Source organism: Candidatus Tenderia electrophaga (genome assembly GCA_001447805.1).
Lineage (GTDB): Bacteria > Pseudomonadota > Gammaproteobacteria > Tenderiales > Tenderiaceae > Tenderia > Tenderia electrophaga.
The window spans coordinates 2186777-2210881 of the sequence record CP013099.1 but is presented as its reverse complement, the minus strand read 5'-3'; the positions used below and the strand labels follow the sequence as shown (position 1 = coordinate 2210881).

At 59.7% G+C, this 24105-nt stretch carries 25 protein-coding genes and 1 pseudogene; 9 read left to right on the top strand and 17 right to left on the bottom strand.

Annotated elements, in window-relative coordinates:
• Positions 1 to 11 precede the first annotated feature (11 nt).
• Positions 12 to 1130: a tRNA-specific 2-thiouridylase gene (locus tag Tel_10190; GenBank protein ALP53484.1), complete on the bottom strand. Its 1119-nt coding sequence runs from the start codon at positions 1128 to 1130 to the stop codon at positions 12 to 14.
• Between the two features lie 263 nt (positions 1131 to 1393).
• Here Tel_10190 and Tel_10185 point away from each other — a divergent pair, with 263 nt between their 5' ends.
• The gene (locus Tel_10185; GenBank protein ALP53483.1) at positions 1394 to 1633 is read left to right on the top strand and encodes a hypothetical protein; all 240 of its coding nucleotides are present in this window, start codon (positions 1394 to 1396) and stop codon (positions 1631 to 1633) included.
• A gap of 182 nt (positions 1634 to 1815) precedes the next feature.
• Here the strand turns inward: Tel_10185 and Tel_10180 are convergent, their stop codons facing one another.
• The 4 genes from Tel_10180 to Tel_10165 all read right to left on the bottom strand — a co-directional run bounded on the left by Tel_10180 (position 1816) and on the right by Tel_10165 (position 4301).
• Positions 1816 to 2187 (bottom strand): hypothetical protein, encoded by a 372-nt coding sequence (locus Tel_10180; GenBank protein ID ALP53482.1) that lies wholly within the window; start codon positions 2185 to 2187, stop codon positions 1816 to 1818.
• Between the two features lie 78 nt (positions 2188 to 2265).
• Positions 2266 to 3057 carry a hypothetical protein gene (locus Tel_10175; GenBank protein ALP53481.1) on the bottom strand — a complete coding sequence of 264 codons (792 nt, stop codon included), beginning with the start codon at positions 3055 to 3057 and terminating at the stop codon, positions 2266 to 2268.
• Positions 3050 to 3814: a zinc ABC transporter ATP-binding protein gene (locus Tel_10170; GenBank protein ALP53480.1), complete on the bottom strand. Its 765-nt coding sequence runs from the start codon at positions 3812 to 3814 to the stop codon at positions 3050 to 3052. The genes Tel_10175 and Tel_10170 overlap by 8 nt, the downstream gene beginning before the upstream one ends.
• Positions 3804 to 4301, bottom strand: a complete 498-nt coding sequence (locus Tel_10165) for a Fur family transcriptional regulator (GenBank protein ALP53479.1) — start codon at positions 4299 to 4301, stop codon at positions 3804 to 3806. The genes Tel_10170 and Tel_10165 overlap by 11 nt, the downstream gene beginning before the upstream one ends.
• Before the next feature lie 65 nt (positions 4302 to 4366).
• On the opposite strand from Tel_10165, the gene Tel_10160 reads away from it, so the two are divergent.
• Positions 4367 to 5290: a hypothetical protein gene (locus tag Tel_10160; GenBank protein ID ALP53478.1), complete on the top strand. Its 924-nt coding sequence runs from the start codon at positions 4367 to 4369 to the stop codon at positions 5288 to 5290.
• 3 nt (positions 5291 to 5293) lie between these two features.
• On the opposite strand, the gene Tel_10155 is transcribed toward Tel_10160, so the two are convergent.
• Entirely contained in the window at positions 5294 to 6805 is a 1512-nt protein-coding gene (locus tag Tel_10155; GenBank protein ID ALP54823.1) for an NAD(P)H dehydrogenase, read from the bottom strand.
• A gap of 205 nt (positions 6806 to 7010) precedes the next feature.
• Positions 7011 to 7847 (bottom strand): hypothetical protein, encoded by an 837-nt coding sequence (locus Tel_10150; GenBank protein ALP53477.1) that lies wholly within the window; start codon positions 7845 to 7847, stop codon positions 7011 to 7013.
• Positions 7848 to 8009: 162 nt separating this feature from the next.
• Here Tel_10150 and Tel_10145 point away from each other — a divergent pair, with 162 nt between their 5' ends.
• A complete protein-coding gene (locus Tel_10145) occupies positions 8010 to 9347 on the top strand; it encodes a hypothetical protein (GenBank protein ID ALP53476.1) in 1338 nt (445 codons plus the stop codon).
• A gap of 71 nt (positions 9348 to 9418) precedes the next feature.
• Here the strand turns inward: Tel_10145 and Tel_10140 are convergent, their stop codons facing one another.
• From Tel_10140 to Tel_10125, 4 genes and pseudogenes are all read right to left on the bottom strand, one after another.
• Positions 9419 to 9607, bottom strand: a complete 189-nt coding sequence (locus tag Tel_10140) for a hypothetical protein (protein ID ALP54822.1) — start codon at positions 9605 to 9607, stop codon at positions 9419 to 9421.
• Between the two features lie 72 nt (positions 9608 to 9679).
• Positions 9680 to 10390 (bottom strand): hypothetical protein, encoded by a 711-nt coding sequence (locus Tel_10135; GenBank protein ALP53475.1) that lies wholly within the window; start codon positions 10388 to 10390, stop codon positions 9680 to 9682.
• 2 nt (positions 10391 to 10392) lie between these two features.
• Positions 10393 to 10851 carry an NUDIX hydrolase gene (locus Tel_10130; protein ALP53474.1) on the bottom strand — a complete coding sequence of 153 codons (459 nt, stop codon included), beginning with the start codon at positions 10849 to 10851 and terminating at the stop codon, positions 10393 to 10395.
• 10 nt (positions 10852 to 10861) lie between these two features.
• A pseudogene (locus Tel_10125) lies at positions 10862 to 11443 on the bottom strand (pseudouridine synthase).
• A gap of 75 nt (positions 11444 to 11518) precedes the next feature.
• Between Tel_10125 and Tel_10120 the strand changes: the two are divergent.
• Positions 11519 to 12775 (top strand): isocitrate dehydrogenase, encoded by a 1257-nt coding sequence (locus Tel_10120; protein ALP53473.1) that lies wholly within the window; start codon positions 11519 to 11521, stop codon positions 12773 to 12775.
• 85 nt (positions 12776 to 12860) lie between these two features.
• Here the strand turns inward: Tel_10120 and Tel_10115 are convergent, their stop codons facing one another.
• Positions 12861 to 13094, bottom strand: a complete 234-nt coding sequence (locus Tel_10115; protein ID ALP54821.1) for a hypothetical protein — start codon at positions 13092 to 13094, stop codon at positions 12861 to 12863.
• Positions 13095 to 13486: 392 nt separating this feature from the next.
• Here Tel_10115 and clpS point away from each other — a divergent pair, with 392 nt between their 5' ends.
• On the top strand, positions 13487 to 13807 hold the full coding sequence (clpS, locus tag Tel_10110; protein ID ALP54820.1) for an ATP-dependent Clp protease adaptor ClpS: 321 nt from the start codon (positions 13487 to 13489) through the stop codon (positions 13805 to 13807).
• A 42-nt stretch (positions 13808 to 13849) separates the two neighbouring features.
• Positions 13850 to 16117, top strand: a complete 2268-nt coding sequence (gene clpA / locus Tel_10105) for an ATP-dependent Clp protease ATP-binding subunit ClpA (protein ALP53472.1) — start codon at positions 13850 to 13852, stop codon at positions 16115 to 16117.
• On the opposite strand, the gene Tel_10100 is transcribed toward clpA, so the two are convergent.
• From Tel_10100 to Tel_10080, 5 genes are all read right to left on the bottom strand, one after another.
• Entirely contained in the window at positions 16114 to 16332 is a 219-nt protein-coding gene (locus Tel_10100) for a translation initiation factor IF-1 (protein ALP53471.1), read from the bottom strand. The genes clpA and Tel_10100 overlap by 4 nt on opposite strands.
• Before the next feature lie 79 nt (positions 16333 to 16411).
• Positions 16412 to 17137: a hypothetical protein gene (locus Tel_10095; protein ID ALP53470.1), complete on the bottom strand. Its 726-nt coding sequence runs from the start codon at positions 17135 to 17137 to the stop codon at positions 16412 to 16414.
• Between the two features lie 7 nt (positions 17138 to 17144).
• The gene (locus Tel_10090) at positions 17145 to 17867 is read right to left on the bottom strand and encodes a leucyl/phenylalanyl-tRNA--protein transferase (GenBank protein ALP54819.1); all 723 of its coding nucleotides are present in this window, start codon (positions 17865 to 17867) and stop codon (positions 17145 to 17147) included.
• Positions 17868 to 18051: 184 nt separating this feature from the next.
• Positions 18052 to 18411, bottom strand: a complete 360-nt coding sequence (locus tag Tel_10085) for a hypothetical protein (protein ALP53469.1) — start codon at positions 18409 to 18411, stop codon at positions 18052 to 18054.
• 14 nt (positions 18412 to 18425) lie between these two features.
• Positions 18426 to 19376, bottom strand: a complete 951-nt coding sequence (locus tag Tel_10080; GenBank protein ID ALP53468.1) for a thioredoxin reductase — start codon at positions 19374 to 19376, stop codon at positions 18426 to 18428.
• 296 nt (positions 19377 to 19672) lie between these two features.
• On the opposite strand from Tel_10080, the gene Tel_10075 reads away from it, so the two are divergent.
• The 3 genes from Tel_10075 to Tel_10065 are packed head-to-tail and all read left to right on the top strand — an operon-like array spanning position 19673 to position 23906.
• The gene (locus Tel_10075; GenBank protein ID ALP53467.1) at positions 19673 to 21961 is read left to right on the top strand and encodes a cell division protein FtsK; all 2289 of its coding nucleotides are present in this window, start codon (positions 19673 to 19675) and stop codon (positions 21959 to 21961) included.
• Positions 21962 to 21963: 2 nt separating this feature from the next.
• Entirely contained in the window at positions 21964 to 22584 is a 621-nt protein-coding gene (locus tag Tel_10070; protein ID ALP53466.1) for a hypothetical protein, read from the top strand.
• 5 nt (positions 22585 to 22589) lie between these two features.
• Positions 22590 to 23906, top strand: a complete 1317-nt coding sequence (locus Tel_10065) for a recombination factor protein RarA (GenBank protein ALP53465.1) — start codon at positions 22590 to 22592, stop codon at positions 23904 to 23906.
• Positions 23907 to 24105 lie beyond the last annotated feature (199 nt).

Below are 24105 nucleotides of genomic sequence, written 5' to 3'. Positions count from 1 at the left end.
CTCTGTTCGTCTTATCCCAGGTGTTGTTTGAGTTGAGTGTGGCTGGCCGTGGCCTCGATGACGCCCCCGCCCAAGCATTCGTCACCCTGATAAAAAACCACCGACTGCCCCGGCGTCACGGCCCGCTGCGGCCGGTCGAAGTCGACCCAACAGCGGTCGCCCTCGATTCGCGTGAGGGTGCAGGCCTGGTCCGGTTGGCGGTAACGGGTCTTGGCGGCGCAGCGCAGTGGCGTGTGCGGCGCCACGCCGGTGGTCCAGTGCAGCTTGGCGGCCTCCAGACTATCACTATAGAGCATGGGGTGTTCGCCCTGAGCCACCTGCAGGATGTTGCCTTCCAGGTCCTTGCCCACCACGAACCAGGGCGCGCCGCTGGAATTGCTGCGCCCGCCGATGCCCAGCCCCTGACGCTGGCCCAAGGTGTAGTACATCAGGCCGTCGTGGTGGCCGATCAGTTCGCCCTCCGGAGTGCGCATTTCGCCCGGTTGGGCCGGCAGGTACTGACTCAGAAATTCCTTGAACTTGCGCTCGCCGATGAAGCAGATGCCGGTGGAGTCTTTCTTCTGTGCATTGACGAACTGGTGCTCCGCCGCGATCTTGCGCACCTGTGGCTTGGTGATCTCACCCAGCGGGAAGAGGGTCTTCGATAGCTGCGCCTGGCCCAGGGTGTAGAGAAAATAGGTCTGATCCTTGTTCTGATCTTTGGCCTTCAGCAGGCGGTAGTAACCGTTGCGCAGTTCGATCCGGGCGTAGTGTCCGGTGGCGATCTTGTCAGCGCCGTGGGCCAAGGCGTAATCGAGGAAGGCCTTAAACTTGATCTCTTTGTTGCAGAGTACGTCCGGGTTGGGGGTGCGCCCGGCGCGGTATTCCTCGAGAAAATAGGCGAACACCCGGTCCCAGTACTCGGCGGCGAAATTGACCCCGTCCATGTCGATGTCGAGCTGGTCGCACACGGCCATGACGTCGCGCGAATCCTGCAGCGCCGGGCATTCGCCGTCGGGGTGGTCCTCCCAATTCTTCATGAATAGACCGCTGACGGCGTAACCCTGCCGCTTGAGCAGCAGGGCGGTGACCGAGGAATCCACACCCCCGGACATACCGACGACGATGTGTTGAGCAGGGTTGTGGGTCATGGGGTCCGAAAGCCAGCCTCAAAAAGAGGGCGTATTTTAATATAAATCGACGCCTTACGCAGGTGCCGCGGCGCAGCGCAGCGGCGTGTGTAAAAACCCATTGATGTGTGGGTTAATAGTGAATGGAAAATGATTCGCATTAAGCTTTCAAGATGACGAATCTGTCATATGAAAACGTTCTACATCCCACTTGGTGACGCGCGCGCTGCAGCTGCTATGGAGTCAGTTGGGTTGCGTGTCGGTTATGGCGGCCAAGGCGATGGATGTCCCGTCCTGTGCGCCATTCGCTAGACTATATCGCCGTGGATTACCCTGGTACCGTGGCCACCGACAAGGTGACCAATCAGGCGGAATATGCCGGGCAGATGGAATTCAGCCAGCGTCTGCTCAACGCCATCCCCGCCTTGCCGGCGCAGGCGTTTTCCGGGCACGGCGTCGCCGCTTTGCAAGGCGGGCTGGATACCGGTTCGGCCCCTTGCCGCGTGTCGAGCTGCTCAGGCTAAATCCCTCGGTGGAGACGATCTGGGTGCAATTGTTGGTCGGCGCCCTGATCGTGGCCGTGTTGTTGCGCGAACGCGTCAATACACAGTCCGCGCAATAAAAAACGCCGCCGAAGGGTTCGGCGGCGCAAAGGCTTCAGGAGAGAGATGTTGCCGGGTTTGGCGGCCCCAGCGCTCACTTCAACTTACATATCGCGCAGTTTTTGCTTCGCTGCCGAAGAGGCTTCATGGTGAAACTCTTTCACAATCGAGGCGAGCTCGCGGGTATCCTCAGGCACCGAGCTATCCTGCGCGATTTTGCCCAGCCGGTCCTTGGCGCTGGGGCTGACCTTGTGATTCATGTCGAGCAGCGCGTTGGCGATGGCTTGCTGGGCCGGGGAACCTTTCTCCGCAATCTGGCGCAGCTTTTCCTTATCCGTGGCACTGGGCCTGTGATTGATGTCCGCCACGATGCGCGCCATCTTGCTGGTGGCTTCGTCACCGGCGACGGCGGCGAAGGGCAATATGAGCGCGGCACTCAACAACAATGCGAATGAGAGGCCCGTTTTTGTGTTCATGATTGTTATCTCCTTGCAAGTGTAATGGCTGTCGTCTGAGCATAATCTTAGTAAATTGTTTGGGTATTGCAAGCGGCGCTAGCGCACTGCGCTGCTGCGCCAGCACGGCCCGGCGAAAAACAGCAGGGCGGCGACGGCGACGATCGCCGGGCCGGCGGGTAGGTCCCATTGCAAGGAGGCGAACAGGCCGCCAGCGACGGCCAGGCAGCCGATGAAGGCGGCGCCGATGGCCATTTGTTCCGGGGTGCGGGCAAAGGCCCGGGCCGTGGCGGCGGGAATAATCAGCAGGGAGGTGATCAGCAGGATGCCCACCACCTTCATGGCCACGGCGATCACCAGGGCGATGAGCAGCATCAGCGCCAGCCGTACCCAGGTCACCGGCACGCCTTCCACCTGTGCCAGTTCCTCATGCACGGTGATGGCCAGCAGCGGCCGCCAAATCAACACCAGTACGGTGAGGGCTAGCGCGGTGCTGGCGAAAATCCAGTAAACGTCATTGGCGCTGACGGCCAGGATGTCGCCGAACAGATAGCCCATCAAGTCCAGACGCAGGGTCTCCATGAGGGCCAGGGCGATCAGGCCGAGGGACAGGGTGGTGTGGGAGAGGATACCGAGCAGGGTGTCACTGGCCAAGCGCCGTTGCTGTTGCAGTGCCACCAGCAGCAGGGCCAGCAGCACGCAGACGATCATCACGCCCAGATTGATATTGAACTCCAGCAGGAAGCCCAGCGCTACACCGAGCAGGGCGGCGTGGGCCAGGGTGTCGCCGAAGTAGGCCATCTTGCGCCATACCACGAAGGCCCCCAGCGGTCCGGCCACCAGCGCCACGCCGAGCCCGGCGAGCAGGGCGCGCAGCAGAAAGTCATCCATGCTCGCACTCCTTGTGCCGATCGTCCGGGACGATATTGCCGTGGGCGTCGTGGCCGTGGTCGTGACGATGGCTGTAAGGCATGAGAATGGGTGCCTGGCCGAACAGGGCGACATAACTGGGATCGCTGCGCACGCTGTCGGGGGTGCCGGAACAACACATGTGGCGATTCAGGCAGAACACCCGGTCGGTAGCGCTCATCACCATGTGCAGGTCGTGGGAGATCATCAGGATGCCGCAGCCGTGGCGGCTGCGGATGTTGCCGATGAGACGGTAGAGTTCTTCCTGGCCGCCCACGTCCACGCCTTGTACCGGCTCGTCCAGGATCAGCAGATCGGGCTGGCGTAGCATGGCGCGCGCCAGCAGCACGCGCTGGGTCTCGCCGCCGGATAAGGTCTGCATGGGCGCATCCAGCAACTGCTCCGCGCCGACCTCGGTCAGTACCTCCCGCAGGCGGGTTTGGGAACAGCGTTGCGCCAGGGTGAGAAAACGCCGTACCGTCAGCGGCAGTACCGCATCGATACTCAGGCGCTGCGGCATGTAGCCGATGCGCGTCTTGGCTGCGATCTTGACGCGGCCGCTGTCCGGTTTGATCAGACCGAGAATGACCCGCACCAGGGTCGATTTGCCGGCGCCGTTGGGGCCGATCAGGGTGACGATTTCGTCGCGCTGCACGCTCAGATCCACAGCATCCAGAATCTGGCGGCCCTGCAACCGCAGGTTGACGTTACGGGTTTCGATCAGCAGCTCACCCGGCATGGTGATGCTCCTGACAGCGTGGGCACAGGCCACGGATTTCGATGACCTGATAAGCCGCCTCGAAACCGTGGCGCGCGGCGCTGCTGCTGATGGCGTGATTGACTTTGGGGTCGTCCAGTTCGGCGATTTTTTGACAACCGCTACAGATCAGGAACTGACCGGTATGCTGGGCGCCGGGATGGGCGCAACCGGTATAGGCGTTGAGACTTTCGAGGCGGTGAATCAGCCCCTGCTTGAGCAAGAACTCCAGCGCCCGGTAGACCGTCGGCGGGGCGCCGTTAAAGCCCTCGCTGCGCAACTGTTCCAGGATGGCATAGGCGCCCACCGGTTTGTGGCTGCGCCATATCAACTCCAGCACCCGTTGGCGCTGTTGTGTCAGCCGCCCTTTGTTCTGGCGGCAGATGCGCTGTGCCTCCAGCAGCGCCGCCGTGATGCAGCGACGGTGGTCATGGGGGGCAAAGGCGTGATCGGATCGCTGGCGGGCCATGGATGCTCCGTTCGGACAGTGATGTTATACTATAACATAACGTTGATCTTGATTGAGTCTGCCCTATGCTGCGTCGTCTATTATGGTCCGCCCTGTTGCTCTCGGCCCTGCCTATGGCGGGACACGCGGCCACGCCACCGCAGGTGGTGGTCAGTATCGCCCCCATCCATTCACTCGCCGCGGGGGTGATGGAGGGCGTGGCCGAGCCGACGCTGTTGGTGTCCAGTGACCGCTCGCCGCATCAATACATGCTCAAGCCTTCGCAGATGTTCAGCCTACAGCGCGCCGATTTGGTGGTGTGGGTCGGCCCCGGTGTGGAAAGCTTTTTGCCCCGTGTGTTGGACAGTCTGTGGGCCGACGTGCAGGTGCTGGAGTTGCTGCGCCTGCCGGGTATGACCTTGTGGCCGGCGCGTAGCGGTGGGGTCTGGGCGGGGCATGAACCGGATCATGAGGGCGCTCATGATCACCGCGACATGGATGGCCACCTGTGGTTGGATCCCGGCAATGCCGCGCGCATCGTCGCCGCCTTGGTGAACACCCTTAGCGCCCTGGATCCCGCCCATGCCGAGCGTTATCGCGCCAATGGCGAACGCTTGCAGCAAGACTTAGAGACCTTGGATCGGGCGTTGCAGGCGCGCTTGGCGCCCGTGCGTCATATCCCCTATCTGGTGTTTCATGATGCCTATCAATATTTCGAAAAGCATTACGATCTCAACCCGGTGGGTGCGGTGATGATCGATCCGGAACGCAAGCCTGGGGCGCGCCGCCTGAGCGAGATTCGCGAGCGCATCACTGCCCTAGAGGTCGCGTGTGTCTTCAGCGAGCCCCAGTTTCCGGACAAATTGATGCAGGTGGTGACGCAAGGCACAAACATCCGCAGCGCCGCCCTCGATCCCATGGGGATGGATCTGAAGCCCGGCACGACGCTTTATTTTCAGTTGCTGCGACAGCTGGGACAGCGTCTGTCGACGTGCCTGCGGGGGGAATAGACCTCAGCTCAGCTGCAGCAAGGGGATCAGGCCGAACCAGATGATATAGCTCAAGGTCGCGAGCATCAGCCCGTCTTTGCGTCCCTGCGTCTGGTGGCGCCATTCACGGCTGAGCAGATAGGCGATCAGCATGGCGTGGGGCAGTATCCAGGGCAGTAGGCCCTGCAGGGCGCAGTGCAGGGCCGGCAGGTCCTTGATCAGCATCACCAGTAGCGGCACGGCAAGTGCCAGGCCCAGAGCCAGCAGTACAGCGCGGCCATGCCCCAGTCGTACCACCAGGGTACGTTTGCCGGCCGCGCGGTCGGCCTCAAGATCTGGCACGCCCGAGAGGATGATCGCCGGCAACACTGCCAGAAACAGGGGTAGACTCACCAGCCAGGGAAAGGGATCATGCCAGCTGCCGCCTTGTAGCAGATAGCCAATCAGGATGACGCCCAGGCTGTGGGTGAACCCCACATTGAGTTCCCCGAGGCCGCGCCAGGCCAGTTTCAAGGGCGGCGCGGTGTAACCCAGGCCCAAGATCAAGATGGCCAACAGCGCCAGGGCGACGGCCGTGTCGTTACCCGTTAAGCGGTCCAGTATCACACCGGCGCAGGCCGCGGCGGCCGCCAAGGACACCACGATGCCGGCCTTGATTTCAGAAAAACTCAATTCGCCGCTGACCAGGACGCGTGAGCCGCCGTTGAATGGGCCGTACCGCGTATTGCGCCGGTCGCTTTCATAGTCGAACCACTCATTGGTGAACACGGTCGCCGCCTCGCCAAAGAACAGATAGGCGTAGCCCAACAGATATAGCGCCAGGTCCCACCGGCCGGTGACGGCCTGCGCCCCCAAGGCGCCGACCGTATAGGCCATCCAGGTCATGGGATAGAATTGCAGCCGCAATGCCTTGATCCAGGCCACGAGTTTCGCCCTGGCGCGGGCGCCCCGGCTTTCGGCGCCGTGTTGCAGGGAGAAACCCAGGGCGCGGGCCTGCTCCAGCCAGTCCTGGCGTTGTTCCAGGTGGGAATCCTTGACCGGTCCGAGCGCCAGGATGCGCGGGGTGTCGATGCCGCAAAAACCGAGGGTAGAACGCTTCATGGCGTTGTGGCCGGGCGCGCGAAAGATAAAGCGGTAGACCCAGGGTGGCATGTCCATGGTGGTGATGAGATGGGCGGTTTTGCCCGGCAGCAGGCCTTCATAACTGCCGTCCGCCTTTTCGCGAAAGGCAAAGCCGGGCAGCATTATCCGGTCGAGAAAGCCCTTGAGCCGGGCCGGCCCCACGCCCCACCAGGCCGGGTAGACAAAGCTGAGGTGGTCAGCCCATTCGATCAGTCGGCGGGCCCGCTCCAGGTCGGGCTCGAGGGTTTGCTGGCGCGGAGAAATGGGGTGCACGTCCGGATCAAATTCCAGTTCGCCCAAGTTCAGTGTTTCCACCTCCATGCCGGCGGCGCGGGCGCCCTCGGCATAGGCGTCGGCCAAGGCGGAACACAGGCTGGGACTGCGCGGGTGAGCCATGATGACGAGTACGTTCACTTTCTGCTTGTTGTGATTTCCGCTCTGGCTGCTGGACGTTCCCATAGTTGACCTCTGTGTGATTGTGTTGTTTTTCTCGCTGTATAGCGATAGCCAAAATCCGGGCTAGAGATTCTATGACCTTCTACTGATAGGCCGCCGACAACACGCCAATTCGGTGGCCGCGCGCACCTCTTTTACTGCGGGTGAGGCGCCGGGGGAGGACTTAGCGCAGGCGTTCGGCGCCCTTTTCCAGGACACGTTTGGTAAAGGTGCGGTCGTCCAGGTTGGTGTTGATTCTGATATCGCTGATCTCCAACACCGTATTCGCCAGGGTGCGCGGATCGGTGGCCATGACGCGCCGCCACAGCCAATAGCCGTCTTTCTCGACCCAATCGATACGCATACTCAGCACTTCTTGTCCGTGTTGTTCGAAGAACTGCAGGCGCCGGGTAAGAAAGCTTTCGGTATCGATCCAGCGAATGACCTTTCCGCTTTGGTGCGGCATGCCCGGCATTTGTGCGGCGGCCTGTTTGGGGATGCTGGCGATGAGGTAATGCGGCCTGCCCTCCAGGATCTCTTCGCCGATGAGCCGGTGGTGGTCGAGTTCGGGCGGGCGCGGGTCGAGGTGTTCGCGTTTGAGCAATGAATTGCCGAACTCGTCATCGTCATGGGCATGGGCGTGGTCGCGATGAGCGATGCGCCGCGTCATGCGCAGCTCAGGCAGATAGATCCACTCGTCATCCTTGGCAGTACTGCCGGGCCGTCTGAGCCAGCCCAGGTAGGCGACGCCGCGCTTCTCGGGTGGGTATTCGGTAAAGAAAATGGCCTTGTTGTCATAGCCGTCCCGCCCTGCCATGTTCTTCCACACCATGGTGTAGATGACCTCCTGCTTGTCCTTGCCGGGGGCCGAGAAGGTAAAGTTTAGGGTGGCGATCTGGTCGTCCACCCGCTCGATGCGATAGGCCTTGTCGATGATGTCGTCGGCCCGGGGAGGGGCGGCGTGGCTGGTACTTGCCACGCAGGTCAGGATCAAGGCGATAATGTTTGCGTAGGTGCGCATTGTTGGGCGTCGCTCAGTGTCAGGCCGGAATTAAAATATAACAGCGATGCGCGCGGATTTCGCGTATAATCGCGTCTGAGATTTCCTTCAGCCCCGCTGTCGTCCTGTTTTGACCTCCGTCTTCACCTGATTCCGGCAGTACATTTTAAGAGTAATTTATTCATGAGTTTTTCTTCTCTCGGCTTGGCCGATCCCCTGTTACGTGCCGTCAACGCGCAAGGTTATGACACCCCGACACCTATCCAGCTGCAAGCCATTCCGGCAGTACTGTCCGGTCAGGATGTGATGGCGGCGGCGCAGACCGGCACCGGCAAGACCGCCGGTTTTACCCTGCCTTTGCTGCAGCGCCTGGCGGGCGGCCCCAAGGTCAAGGCCAACTCAGTGCGCGCCTTGGTGCTGACGCCGACCCGCGAACTGGCGGCGCAAGTGGGCGATAGCGTGGCGACCTACGGTAAGTATCTGCCCCTGCGTGCGGACGTGGTCTACGGCGGGGTGAAGATCAACCCACAGATGCAGCGCCTGCGCGGCGGGGTGGATGTGCTGGTGGCGACACCGGGACGCTTGCTCGATTTGTACAACCAAAACGCGGTGACGTTCGATCAGCTGGAGATCCTGGTCTTGGATGAAGCGGATCGTATGCTGGACATGGGCTTTATTAACGATATCCGCAAGATCCTGGCGCTGTTGCCCAAACAGCGCCAGAACCTGCTGTTCTCGGCCACCTTTTCGGACGAAATCCGCCGTCTGACGCGCGGCCTGTTGCACGAACCGGTGCTGGTGGAAGTGGCGGCGCGCAACACCACCGCCGAGCGTGTTACTCAGTCGGTATTCGAAGTGGATAAGAGCAACAAGACCGGCTTGTTGAGCCATCTGATCCGCGCCAATAACTGGGATCAGGTGCTGGTGTTCACGCGCACCAAACACGGCGCCAATCGTCTAGCCCAGAAGCTGGAGCGCGATGGCATCAAAGCCGCGGCCATCCACGGTAACAAGAGTCAAGGCGCGCGCACCAAGGCCCTGGCGGATTTCAAAAGCGGTAAGGTGAGAGTGCTGGTGGCCACTGACATCGCCGCACGCGGTATCGATATCGATCTGCTGCCCCATGTGGTGAATTTTGAACTGCCCAATGTGGCGGAAGATTATGTCCATCGTATCGGTCGTACCGGCCGGGCCGGCAGCAGTGGTGCCGCGATCTCCTTGGTGAGTGCCGATGAAGTGAAATTATTGGCGGGGATCGAGAACCTGATCCGCAAGCAATTGCCGCGTGAGACGGAACCCGGTTTTGAACCGACCCACGCCGTACCCTTGACGCGTTTGGGGCGGATGCCGACGGCGGCGAAACAATCAGCGCCCAAGCCGCATGGCCGTGCCAAGCCCGGTGGCCGCAACGGCAAGCCGCGCAACAGCGGCACTGGAGGCAAACGTGCCGACGGTGGATTGCAGCACAAACGCAGACGGCCCGACGCCAAAGCCAAGGCGGCTCAGCCGCCGCGGGCTTAGTCTGCATAGATGAGGGTGTCTGGTGTGGTCCTGGAATCCGGCCCGGATTCCAGGATAGCCCGGTATCGCGTTTAGGCCTTGGCCTTGCAGGTGTTGATGCCCAGCAGAGCGTAGGGCGGACACCAACCCGCCAGGGCGGTGACTAACAGCACGGCGCCGACAGCGCCCCACCAGCTTTGGAAATACACCCCCGCGCCGATGATGGCGACGCCGACAATGGCGCGCACGGCTCGATCGGTCGTCCCGACATTGTGTTTCATGATCATACCTCCCGCGTTGCGTTGATTAACCACGCATTCACTTTAGGGAGTGTCCGGTCCGGTGTATGTGACTTAATCACCTTTTACTGATATTTCCTGAGGCGCTTCCGCCTCGGCCAGGGCGTGGAGTTGTGCCGGGGCGAGAAGGGTAATTACACCACGGCCCATCGCGATCCACCCCTGTTTGTCGAAGGCCTTGAGGGCGCGACTGACCACTTCGCGCGAGCTGCCTAGATCGGCAGCGATTTCGTGATGGGTGATGGTCAGGCTGCTGCCAGCGTCGGCCTTGTCGATCAGATAGGCGGCGATGCGCACATCCATGCGCAGGAAGGTAACACTCTCCAGCACGGTGATGACATCGGCCAGGCGCCGCGCGATGAGGCCAAAGACGAAGCCGCTCCACGGCGGAGACCGGGTCATCCAGTCGCGCACAAACGCGGCCGGGATGATGACGGCGTCCAGTTTGGTTTCGGCCTGGGCAATGGCGGGGAAGGGGGTGGCGCTCATGACGCAGGAGGCGGTGAGTATGCAGCTGTCGCCGTGTTCGATGCGGTACAGGGTGATCTCGCGCCCCTTGGCCGCCAGTTTATAGACTCGCACCTTCCCGTTTAGAAGCAGGGCCAGTTGCGAACATTCACAGCCTTCTTCGGCGATGGTATGGCCTTCGGGGACGTGCACCAAGGTGGCGGCGTTGAAGAATTCGCGGTGAAACTCGGGACGTGCTTGGTGTAGAAATGTGAAGCTTTCTATCAGACGTAGTTGCTGGGCGGGATTGCTGATCATTTTTATTCGGCCTGCATGTCGCTCAATAGGGTGAGCGGAAAGCGCCGCCCGGCACAGTAGTCCTCGATGCAACGCGGCACCAGTGGGCTGCGCAGGCTGGGCGTCAATTCCGATATCTCCGCCACGCTGAGCCAGCGCGGACCGACGATGCCGGCGTCGAGCGGGTGGCCGGGATAGTACTGACCCACCTCGCCGCTGAAGCAGACCCGCAGAAAGGTCTCGCCCGATGCCGGTTCGATCCAGCGATACAGTCCCACCAGGGCGGTGGGCGTAAAGTCGTAACCGGTCTCTTCCAGGGTCTCACGGATCACGGCGTTGATCAGGCTTTCCCCTGGCTCCAGGTGGCCGGCGGGTTGATTGAAGACGGTGTGCGCTTGGTGGCCGCTGTCTTCCTCCACCAACAGAAACTTACCCTGGTTTTCGATGACGGCGGCGACGGTGACGCGCGGTTTCCAGACCATGTCTGCTGACTCGTTTTTGCTTGGGCCTGGTGCCAGCTTGCAACAATTCCGGCGGACATTCCAGTGCGCGCCATTGTCCCGGTTCGAGGGCGTCTAGGGTCCAGGGGCCAACGCCGACGCGGATCAGCCGCAGGGTAGGGTGGCCGACGGCGGCGGTCATGCGTCGCACCTGGCGGTTACGGCCTTCGTGGAGGGTGAGCTCGATCCAGCTGTCGGGGATGTGGGCGCGGTAACGAATGGGTGGAGTGCGCGGCCAAACGGCGGACGGTTCGATCAGGCGTGCCTCGGCGGGCCGGGTCAGGCCGTCTTTCAATTCTACGCCGTGGCGCAGTTGCGCCAAGGCGGCTGGGTCCGGAAGGCCTTCCACTTGGGCCCAATAGGTCTTGGGCATTTTGTGGCGTGGATGGGCGATGCGCTGCTGCATGGCACCGTCATCGGTGAGAATCAGTAGGCCCTCGCTGTCACGGTCGAGGCGGCCGGCCGGATAGACGCCGGGCAGATCGATATAGGCGGCCAGGGTGGTGCGGCCGTCGGCATCGGTGAATTGCGACAGCACATCGTAAGGTTTGTTGAACAGAATGATGTTGGCCATGTCAGGGTGATTTAGCGTGAACTCAGCGGCAATGGTAGAATACGCGCCAATATTCTTAAAATATAGGAAGATCAGATGGCATACGACAAGATTGTGGTCCCGGCGGAGGGTGAAAAAATCACGGCCGACATGCACGGCGCCTTAACTGTCCCTAATTATCCCATCATTCCGTTCATTGAAGGCGACGGCATCGGTGTGGACATTACCCCGGTGATGCAGAAGGTTGTCGATGCCGCGGTGGAAAAAGCTTACGGCGGCGAGAAGAAGATCGCCTGGATGGAGGTCTATGCCGGCGAGAAGTCGACCCGTGTCTATGACAAGGATACCTGGCTGCCGCAGGAGACCCTGGAGGCAGTCAAGGAGTTTGTCGTCTCCATCAAGGGTCCGCTTACCACCCCTGTCGGCGGCGGTATGCGCTCCTTGAATGTGGCGCTGCGCCAGGCGCTGGACCTGTATGTCTGTCTGCGGCCGGTGCGTTATTTCGACGGCACACCCAGTCCTCTGAAAGAGCCGGAAAAGACCAATATGGTCATCTTCCGCGAAAACTCGGAAGACATCTACGCCGGTGTGGAGTGGGAGGCCGGCACCCCCGAAGTGACCCGCGTGATCAACTTTTTGCGCGGTGAGATGGGCGTAACCAAGATCCGCTTTCCCGACACCTCGGGCATTGGTATCAAGCCGGTCTCCAGTGAGGGCACCAAACGCTTGGTGCGTAAGGCGCTGCAATACACCATTGATAATGACCGCGATTCTCTCACCCTGGTGCACAAGGGCAATATCATGAAGTTCACCGAAGGTGCCTTTAAGAGCTGGGGCTATGAGCTCGCCAAAGAAGAATACGGCGCTGTGGAAATCGACGGGGGTCCCTGGTGCAGTTTCAGGAATCCCAATACCGGCAAGGAGATCGTGGTCAAGGACGTGATCGCCGACGCCTTCCTGCAGCAGATCCTGTTGCGCCCTGACGAGTACAGCGTGATCGCCACCATGAACCTTAACGGTGACTACATTTCCGACGCCTTGGCGGCCCAGGTGGGCGGTATCGGTATTGCGCCGGGGGCCAACTTGTCAGATACAGTCGCCATGTTTGAAGCGACTCACGGCACCGCGCCCAAATACGCCGGACAGGATAAGGTCAATCCTGGCTCCTTGATTCTGTCGAGTGAGATGTTGCTGCGTCATCTGGGTTGGACCGAAGCGGCGGATTTGGTGATCAAATCACTGGGCGCCACCATCGCCTCGAAAACCGTGACTTACGACCTGGCCCGGCTGATGGACAATCCCACCGAGGTGAGCTGCTCGGCCTTCGGCGACGCCATGATTGCCAAGATGTAAAATTCAGCAAAACCAACGCAAATAAAAAAACCGGCCATGATTATTATTATTGAGGCCGGTTTTTTCTATAGATTGTTTCAAGTCGTCAACTGCCGGTTTCTTCCTTTTCCGGTTCACCTTCCAGTGTGACGGATGAGGCCAGGAAACCTTTGGGCCCCTGAGTCACCTCGTACTGGACCTTTTGGCCCTGCTTCAGTGACTTGTAACCATCCATGTCGATTGAAGAGAAGTGAGCAAAGATGTCATCACCACCTTCATCGGGGGCGATAAAACCATAACCTTTCGCATTACTAAACCACTTAACTGTACCTTTTGCCATACTGACTTTCCTCGCGGTTAAAACAAAAAACATGCCGCCCAACATCGGCACCGCTGTAGAGGATGTATAACTGCTTCCCCCCCACCACAATTATTAATGTTGAACAAAAAAGTCGATAAGTCAAGGGATTGAAAATGCTATGGTTTGAAGCTGCAAAATATGGCCCGTGCAACTAAAGCTCTGATTGATTTGTCCGATCTAATAGGTATGCAGGAAGGGGTGTCCGGCAATCCTTGAGACCGCTCGCGGAGGCGCCATAGGACTCAAGTAGCTCTTTTGAAAAAGCACGATTTCTTAATGTGTTGGGTAGGTTTTTAGAACTGGAATCATGTGCGTGATTTTGTGCTAGGATGGCACTCATAACGGCTTCAATTGGTATAGTTACGGCTACTATGAGTGACAAGATCTCCTTACACAGTGACGAGGACCTGACGGTCCAAGAAGCACGGCCCAAGCTGAAACGCCCCCCTTTGTATAAGGTAATTTTGCTGAACGACGATTACACACCTATGGAATTTGTCGTTCTTATACTGGAGAGCTTTTTTAGTATGGGGCGTGAAAAGGCGACTCAAGTGATGCTTGAAGTGCACACGCGCGGTGCCGGCATTTGTGGTGTGTTCTCGCGTGATGTCGCGGAAACCAAGGTGAATCAGGTAAATGAATTTGCCCGAGAGAACCAGCACCCACTGAAGTGCACCATGGAGGAAGCCTAGCAAGGCGGGCTATTTGATTGTGACAGTGCCGGAGGTGTCGTCATGTTAAACAAGGAATTGGAATATACACTCAACACTGCATTTCGTGAGGCGAGCGATAAGCATCACGAATTCATGACGGTGGAACATCTCCTGCTTGCCCTGCTGGATAATTCGGCGGCGGCCAGCGTGTTGCACGCCTGTGGTGCTGATCTGACCAATCTTAAGAAAGAGTTGGCCGCCTTTCTGGATGAGACCACGCCGGTGCTGTCCGCCGATGACGGTCGCGAAACTCAGCCGACGCTGGGATTTCAGCGCGTATTACAGCGCGCCGTGTTTCACGTGCAGAGTGCCGGCAAGGAAGAGGTCACCGGCGCCAACGTGCTGGTCGCCATCTTCGGAGAGCCGGATTCGCAGGCGGTCTATCTGCTCAATGCCCAAAATGTTTCGCGCCTGGATGTGGTGAATTATATTTCCCACGGCATTTCCAAGGTGTCGGGCGATGAAGACAGCGAAGGCTACGGCCAGTCCGACGGCGAAGAGGCGGAAGCTGAAGCGCCGGGCAAATCACCGCTGGAAAATTTCGCGACCAACCTTAACGAGCGCGCCAAGCAAGGTAAGATCGATCCGCTGATCGGCCGTGACCACGAAATCGAACGTACTGTTCAGGTGCTGTGTCGCCGGCGCAAGAATAATCCCTTGTTCGTCGGTGAGGCCGGGGTGGGAAAAACTGCGTTGGCCGAAGGTCTGGCCAAGCGTATCGTTGACGGCGAAGTCCCCGAGGTATTGGCGGACAGCACGGTGTACGCCTTGGACATGGGCGCCCTGCTTGCCGGCACCAAGTACCGTGGCGACTTCGAGAAGCGCCTCAAGGCGGTTCTGGCGCAGCTGCGCAAGAATCCCCACAACGTTTTGTTCGTCGATGAAATTCACACCATTATCGGCGCCGGCGCGGCCTCGGGCGGGGTGATGGATGCCTCCAATCTGATCAAGCCGGCCTTGGCCTCAGGTGAATTGAAGTGCATCGGGTCCACCACTTACCAGGAGTATCGTGGCATTTTTGAAAAGGATCGTGCCCTGGCGCGTCGGTTCCAGAAGATCGATGTGCCCGAGCCGACGGTGGTGGAAGCGACCCAGATCCTGATGGGACTCAAGTCGCGTTTCGAAGAGCACCATGGCGTCAAGTACACGCGCCAGGCCATCAAGGCGGCGGTGGAATTGGCGGACCGCTATATCAATGATCGCCATCTACCCGATAAGGCCATCGACGTGATCGACGAGGCGGGCGCGCGGCAGCGTATGATGCCCCAGTCCAAGCGTAAGAAGACCATCGGCGTCAAAGACGTGGAACAAATCGTCTCCAAGATCGCGCGCATTCCCGAGATGCGGGTGGGCAGTTCCGATCGGGAAAAACTACGCACCTTGGAGCGGGATCTGAAAATGGTGGTTTTCGGACAGGATCCCGCCATTGAGTCCCTGTCGACGGCGATCAAGTTGGCCCGTTCCGGCCTGGGTCACGAAGAAAAACCCATCGGTTCCTTCCTATTCGCCGGGCCCACCGGGGTCGGCAAGACCGAGGTGACGCGCCAGCTGGCCAAGATCATGGGCATCGAGCTGATTCGCTTCGACATGTCGGAGTACATGGAGCGCCATGCCGTATCGCGCCTGATCGGCGCACCTCCCGGCTATGTGGGCTATGACCAGGGCGGTCTGCTCACCGATGCCATCAACAAGAATCCCCACGCGGTGTTGTTGCTGGATGAGATTGAAAAGGCTCATCCCGATGTCTTCAATCTGCTGTTGCAGGTGATGGATCACGGTACCCTGACCGACAACAACGGTCGTGAGGCGGATTTCCGCAATGTCATCCTGGTGATGACCACCAATGCCGGGGCGGAACAAATGAGCCGTCCGGCGATTGGCTTCACCGGTCAGTCCCATGTCGGTGACAGCATGGAGGCCATCAAGCGCGCCTTTACGCCGGAGTTTCGCAACCGCTTGGACGCCATCGTCGAATTCCAGGCCTTGGATCGAAAGACCATGGGCCATGTGGTGGACAAGTTTATCATCGAACTCGAAGCCCAATTGGAAGAGAAGGGTGTCACCATTGAAGTCGATAACGAGGCGCGCGAATGGCTGGCTGAGCATGGCTTCGATCCGACCATGGGCGCGCGCCCTATGACGCGGGTGATCAAAGAGAGTATCAAGCGGCCGCTGGCTGAAGAGCTACTGTTTGGCAAGCTTGCCGGCGGCGGTCATGTACGGGTCGGTCTGAATCAGGGGGAATTGAGTTTCGAGATAGAAGAGGAAAAGAGTCCTGCATCGGTTTAGCGGGCGCGGTAGACGATGCGGCCCTTGGCCAGATCATAGGGGGTCAGCTGAACCGTGACCTTGTCGCCAGTCAGGATGCGAATGTAGTTTTTGCGCATTTTTCCTGAGATATGGGCGGTGACGACGTGGCCGTTTTCCAGCTCAACACGAAACATGGTGTTGGGCAGTGTTTCGACCACAGTCCCTTCCATTTCTATCGCTTCTTCTTTAGCCATGCCGGTGTACGTGCTCCACGAATATTTTAACAGCCGCGTATTTTGCCTTATTTCCCTTCCCTGCGCAAAGGGATAGATTTCAGTCGCCGGTGGCGTCCACGGGGCGCCACTCGTTATCAATATAGCCCTCGCAGGGCATGAATCGAGTCTTGTAACTCATTTTCCGGCATTCCTTTACCCAGTAGCCCAGATAGACCCAAGGCAGGCCCACATGACGGGCGTGCTGGATGAGCCAAAGCACGGCATAGGTGCCTAGTCCGCGATGGGGATGGTCGGGGTCGAAAAAGCTGTAGACCGCCGACAGCCCGTTGGGTGTATGGTCGGCCACGGCCACCGCCAGCAGTTGTTGCTCCAGCCGAAATTCATGGAACACCGTCCTCACGCCGGGACTGGTGAGAAAGCCGACATAGTCGGCGGGAATCGGATTGCTCATCTCGCTGTCGTGATGACGGCTGGCGAGATAACGACGGTAGAGTTGGAACTGTTCGTCCTGAAACTCGGCGGCGCAGGGTGTGTGGCACAGATCGCGGTTGCGTCGCCAGTTGCGTCGCTGACTGCGGTCCGGCCGGAAACGTTTGACCGGCACCCTGACGGAGACGCACTCCTGGCAGCCGTTGCATTGAGGCCGGTAGACATGCGCGCCGCTGCGGCGAAAGCCGCTGTTGAGCAAGGCGCCGAGTAGATGATCGTTAAGCGGCAGCCCCGGATCGACCACCAGGTTGCTGGCCTGACGGCCCGGCAGATAGCTGCACTCGAAGGGGGCGGTGACATGGCAGCGGATGGAATTAGTGTTCTGCCGGTTCATGTCCAACTCATACCGTTGCCGTTGTATTTCGATTTGTGGGTGTTGAGATGGTGCCGGTCTGCCACGCGCTCGGGTACACCGTCGCATCAATGTGGCGCCGCAACAGACCGATGAAGATATCGCGCTTGATGTCCACGGCGCCCAGGGTGTGGAGATGGGCTGAACTTACCTGGCAGTCGATCAGGGTATAGCGCCAGGCCTTTAATTGGTCCACGAGATAGGTAAAGGCGACCTTAGAGGCATTGTTGACACGACTGAACATGGATTCCCCGAAAAACACCCTTCCGATCGCCACGCCGTACAGCCCGCCCACCAGCCGTCCTTCCTGCCAAGCCTCCACCGAGTGGGCAAAGCCCATGTGATGCAGTTTGAGATAGGCCTGGTGCATGTCGGGTGTAATCCAGGTGCCCGTCTCGTAGGGCCGGGGCGCGGCGCAGCCGCGCAACACGGCTTCAAAATCCCGGTCTACGGTGATGTGGAAGGGCTTTTTCTTGATGAGCTTGGCCAGGCTGCGGCTGATATGCAGGTGTTCCGGAAACAACACTGCGCGCGGATCGGGACACCACCACAAAATTGGCTGGTCTGCGTTGAACCAGGGGAAAATGCCGTGGCGATAGGCGCCGACCAGGCGCGCCGGGGAGAGGTCGCCGCCCACGGCCAATAGACCGTTAGGTTCATCCAGCGCCAGTTCGACCGGAGGAAAGGCTTGATTCGAATCATCATCGCTAATCCAAAACGGGCCGGTCACATCCCCCCCTGAGCTCTGCTATAAGACGATTTATGCGGTACAGGATCATATTATAGTCAACGTCGCCACGGCTTGGCGATGCCGCGTGGGCGCGGATTCAATCGCGACGCGGCGGTGATGGGCAAGGTCAAAACCCGCCGGCAATATCCCCGGCGGGGCTGTTGGTTTAGGCGGGATCGTTTTGCTGCAACACGCCGGCGACTTCGTACTGACCGTCGTTGGTTTGAGTCACGCGCACCACGGCCAGGGTGGTTTCCAGGGGTGGGGTGATATCGATACCAGGCTTCATACACACGTCAAGCATATCGCCCACACTGACCTTCTGCGGGCTAACGAAACGCAAGCCGGTCGCGCTGAGGTCTTGGGACGCACCTTCGTAGACGTCATCGGCGCCGCAGAACTTGAATGTCAGGGTCGCGTTGACATCCATCCGTAAAAAGCCGCGTTGATCATTCCTGCCGATAATCATAGAGTCTACCACCGAATTGGAATTGTTCCCTTTGGAATAAAACGAATTGATTGCCATATTATTCCCCTTGACTACTGGTTCTCCAGAAAGCGCTCGGCATCGAGCGCGGCCATGCAGCCGGCACCCGCCGAGGTGATCGCCTGGCGGTATACGTGGTCGGCCACATCCCCGGCCGCAAAGACCCCGGGAACGCTGGTCGCGGTGGCATTACCGTCGCTTCCGCTGTGCACCTTGATGTAGCCGCCGTTCATATCCAACTGACCTTCGAAGATCGACGTGTTGGGTTTATGGCCGATGGCGATAAAAACTCCCTGCACTTTGATCTCCTTGGTGCTGTCGTCTTGCGTGCTTTTAATCCGCATGCCGGCAACACCCATGTCGTCGCCGAGCACCTCATCCAAGGTGTGGTTCCATTCGATGCTGACGTTGCCGTCTTTGGCCTTTTTCAGCAGCTGGTCCGAAAGGATCTTTTCCGATTTAAAGGCATCGCGCCGATGCACCACGGTGACGTGCGAGGCGATATTGGAGAGATACAGCGCCTCCTCGACGGCCGTGTTGCCGCCGCCGATGACGGCCACCGGTTGGTCGCGGTAGAAAAACCCGTCGCAGGTGGCGCAGCCCGATACGCCCTTGCCCTTGAAGGCTTCCTCGGATTCCAATCCCAGATACATGGCCGATGCGCCGGTGGCGATAATCAGGGCATCACAGGTGTAGCTGCCGGCATCGCCCTTGAGGGTGAACGGGCGCTTACTCAGGTCGGTCTCGTTGATGTGATCGAAGATGATTTCGGTGTTAAAGCGTTCGGCGTGCTTTTGCATGCGCACCATGAGTTCCGGGCCTTGGACGCCTTCGTTATCGCCGGGCCAGTTGTCTACATCAGTGGTGGTGGTGAGCTGACCGCCTTGTTCCAGTCCGGTGATAAGTACCGGATTCAGATTGGCGCGCGCCGCATAGACGGCGGCGGTGTATCCGGCCGGGCCTGAGCCCAGGATCAGCAATCGACAGTGTTTGGTTTCGCTCATGATGTGCCAGAAATCCTTTTTGTTGTGTGATACAGTATATCCAGTGTTTTTGAGGGCAGTTGCAACCTATATCTTGTGGTTTGCTGCTTCGCGACACCGGCAAACCCCATCATAGGTGATGTCGCTGATGGGGTAAAGAGCGTGCCCCGTTTGTGCCAAATCAATCACTCGGAGGTGTGCGCCGCATAGGTGCCGCATTTTTCCAAGTATTTGCTTGATATTTTCTCGGCAATGTATTGAATAGTAAGATGCTTTCCGCATAATGAGTCAATCGATACAAGACAGGTGAGTTCAGCTTGGGACAGGCGATAAGGAAAAAGGACAAGCCCGGCGCGGCCAATGCCCCCGTGACCCACGGATTGCGGGAGGGCGCGCTGTTTGTCTTCGGTGCCGTGGCGCTCTATTTGGCGGTGTCACTGGGCAGCTATACGGAGAGCGATCCCGGCTGGTCGCACAGCGGCGTCAACGGCACAGTGGAAAACATCGGCGGCGTCGCCGGCGCCTGGTTCGCCGATGTGTTTCTGTATCTGTTTGGATACTTTTCCTACCTGTTTCCCATCATGGTCGCCTATACCGGATGGCTGTTGTTCAAGGGGCGTCAACAGGAAGGCGCGGTGGTGCTGCACGAACTCGGGCTGCGCATCGGCGGCTTCGTGCTCACCGTGACCGCCGGTTGCGGCTTGGCGACGCTGCATTTTGGCACCCCCACGGCCCTGCCGCTCAACGCTGGCGGTATCCTCGGCGATGTGGTGGGGGGCACCCTGGTGGCACCCTTCAGCTTTGTCGGCGCGACGCTGTTTTTACTGGCCTTATTCCTTACCGGCGTGACGCTGTTCACCGGCCTGTCATGGCTTTGGCTGATGGATGTCACCGGCCGCTTGAGTCTGGAGTTGGCCATCCTGCTGCGCAGTTGGGTGGGTGCCCTGCGTGAAAAATGGGCCGCCTATAAACACAAGAAGCAGCGTGAATCCACAGTCAGGACCGCGGTCGAGAAAGTGGAAAAGCGCAAGCCGGTGCGCATCGAACCCATCATCCAAAAGGTCGAGGTAAGCCCGCGCGTCGAGCAGGAGCGCCAGCAGAAACTGTTCGCAGGCGACACGCCCAAAGGCCTGCCGTCGCTGTCGATTCTGGATGTGGCCACGCACAGCGGTAAGGGCTTATCCAAGGAGACCCTGGAGGCCATGTCGCGGCTGGTCGAGCTCAAGTTCCAGGATTTCAATATCGAGGTCGAGGTGGTGGCGGTGCACCCCGGCCCGGTGATCACCCGTTTTGAAATGCAGCCCGGGGTGGGCGTCAAGGTGAGCCAGATCTCCAATCTGTCCAAGGACCTGGCGCGCGCCTTGTCGGCGGTGAGCGTGCGCATTGTCGAGGTGATTCCCGGCAAGTCGGTGGTGGGGCTGGAGATCCCCAACGAGCACCGCGAAATCGTGCGCCTCAGCGAGATCGTCCAGTCCAAGCAATATGATGCCAGCGCCTCGCCGCTGACTCTGGCCCTGGGCAAGGATATCGCCGGTCACGCGGTGGTGACCGACCTGGCCAAAATGCCCCACCTGCTGGTGGCCGGCACCACCGGCTCGGGTAAATCAGTGGCCGTCAACGCCATGATCCTGAGTATGCTGTTCAAGGCCGCGCCCGAGCAGCTGCGCATGATCATGATCGATCCCAAGATGCTGGAACTGTCCATCTACGAGGGCATTCCCCACCTGCTGGCGCCCGTGGTCACCGATATGAAGGACGCCGCCAATGCCCTGCGCTGGTGTGTGGCCGAGATGGATCGGCGTTACAAATTGATGGCGGCACTCGGGGTGCGCAATATCACCGGTTACAACAAGAAGGTGAAGGAGGCCATCGACGCCGGCGCGGCCATCCCGGATCCCCTGGCCGAGGTCCTGTCACCTGAGGACGAACGGCCCACCCTGGCGCCTTTGCCCTATATTGTGGTGGTGGTGGACGAGTTGGCCGATATGATGATGGTGGTCGGCAAGAAGGTGGAAGAGCTGATTGCGCGCCTGGCGCAAAAGGCGCGTGCCTCCGGCGTCCATCTGTTGCTGGCCACCCAGCGCCCCTCGGTGGATGTGCTCACGGGCCTGATCAAGGCCAATATCCCCACCCGCATCGCCTTCCAGGTGTCCTCCAAGATCGACTCACGCACCATCCTCGACCAAATGGGGGCCGAGCAATTGCTGGGCCACGGCGATATGCTCTATTTGCCGGGCGGCACCAGCATTCCGACACGCGTCCATGGCGCCTTTGTCGCCGACCACGAGGTGCACAATGTGGTGAATTCGCTCAAAGAAAGCGGCGCACCGGAGTATATCGACGAGATTTTGGAAGGCCCGGCCAACGACGGCGGCGACATCATGGGCCTGGACGGCGGCGAAGAGGCCGATCCGCTCTACGACCAGGCGGTGCAGATCGTCACGGAGACTCGCCGTGCCTCGGTGTCGGGCATCCAACGCCGCCTCAAGATCGGCTACAACCGCGCCGCGCGCATGGTGGAAGATATGGAGCGTGCCGGCGTGGTCGGCCCCATGCAGTCCAACGGCAGCCGTGAAGTGATGGCGCCACCCCCCGTCAAGGATTGATTATGTCGCCGCGAACCCTGTTGTTAGTGTTATGTGTGTCGCTGTTTTCCAGCACCGTCTCAGCCGCCGATGACGAGGCGCTGCAGGCATTTTTCAGTGGTTTATCGAGTCTGGGCGCCGATTTTACGCAGGGCGTCTATGCCCCCGGCAATCAATTGAAGCAACGGTCCCAGGGGCGGGTGATTATCCAGCGGCCGGGCAAGTTCCGTTGGGATTACCAACAACCCTACGAGCAGCACATTGTCGCCGACGGCACAAAGATCTGGCTCTACGATGTGGATCTGGAACAGGTCACCATCAAGCCCCAGGATCAGACCATGGCCAATACCCCCGCCAGCCTATTGAGCGGGGCGGGGCAGCTCAGTGAACAGTTTGATGTGCTGGCACTGACGCGCGAAGGCCGTGATTGGTTCGAGCTGGTGCCCAAACGACCTGACAGTGGCTTCGAGTCCATTTACCTATTGCTGGAAGATGATGTCATCCACGCCATGGAGCTTAAGGACAGCTTCGGCCAGTTCACCCGCATTCGCTTCGACAATGTAGTATTGAATAAGGACTACCCCGCCGACAGCTTCCGTCTGGATATTCCGCAGGGCGTGGATGTGATCGACGAAACCAAGTAACGCCCATGGCCGATTTGCTCGAACACGCCGATAGTCACGCCTGGCAGCCCCTGGCCGACCGTATGCGGCCGCGCAGTCTGGATGACTTCACCGGCCAGGAGCATCTGCTCGGCCCTGGCAAACCGCTGCGCCAGGCCATCGAATCCCAGCGCCTGCACTCCATGATCTTCTGGGGCCCGCCGGGCACTGGCAAGACCACCCTGGCGCGCCTGCTGGCCAGCCGAGCCAAGGCCCGCTTCATCGCCATCTCTGCCGTACTCGGCGGCGTCAAGGAAATCCGCGCCGCGGTGGACAAGGCGCAATACGCCCGCGACATGGAGGGCAAACCCACCGTGCTGTTCGTCGACGAGGTGCATCGTTTTAACAAGGCGCAGCAGGACGCCTTCCTGCCCTATGTGGAGGACGGCACCTTCACCTTCATCGGCGCCACCACCGAGAATCCCTCGTTTGAACTGAACAACGCCTTGCTGTCGCGCGCCCGGGTGTACGTGCTGCGCAGTCTCGGCGTCGACGCCGTGCGCCGCATCGTCGACCGCGCCTTGAGCGATGCCCAGCGCGGCATCGGCCGGCCGCTGAAAATGGCCGAGGCGTTGCGCGATCGCCTGGCCGAGGTGGCCGACGGCGATGCCCGCCGGGCGCTGAATTTCCTCGACATTATGGCCGATCTGGCCGAGGACGAGATCAGCGAGGATTTGTTGAACGAAGTGTTGCAGGGTGGGGCGCCGCGTCGTTTCGATAAGGGGGGCGAGGCCTTCTACGATCAGATCTCGGCCTTGCACAAATCGGTGCGCGGCTCCAATCCCAATGCCGCGCTGTATTGGTTTGCGCGCATGATCGACGGCGGCTGCGATCCGCTTTATTTGGCGCGTCGGGTAGTGCGCATCGCCAGCGAGGATATCGGCAACGCCGATCCCCGCGCGCTGGAGATTTGTCTGAATGCCTGGGACGTGCAGGAGCGTCTCGGCAGTCCGGAAGGGGAATTGGCCATCGCCCAGGCAGTGCTGTATCTGGCCTGCGCGCCCAAGAGCAATGCCGTTTACACGGCCTTTAACAAGGCCATGAGCGATGTCAAACAACATGGTTCCCACGACGTGCCGATTCATCTGCGCAACGCGCCCACCAAACTCATGAAAGAATTGGACTACGGCAAGGCCTATCGCTACGCCCATGACGAACCCGAGGCCTATGCCGCGGGTGAACGCTATTTTCCGGAGGACATGCCGGAACGGCACTACTATCAGCCTAGCCCGCGTGGTTTGGAGGCCAAGATCGGCGAGAAGTTGGCCCATTTGCAGGCGTTGGATAGAAAGGCAAAAAAATAGCGCGGCTGGCGCTTCATGGCCCAATACCTGATGGTGGTACCATTACAAAAAGTTGGCGCGGATATTTTCCGCTCCCCTTCGAGGAGAAAGGGCCCAGCAACTGTTCGGGGTTAAGTCGAGAAGGGCGCGACGACCCAAGTCCTGCCAAGGGCTGGAGCATCTGCCACGTCTATAATCAATACATTTCCAGGTCATGACA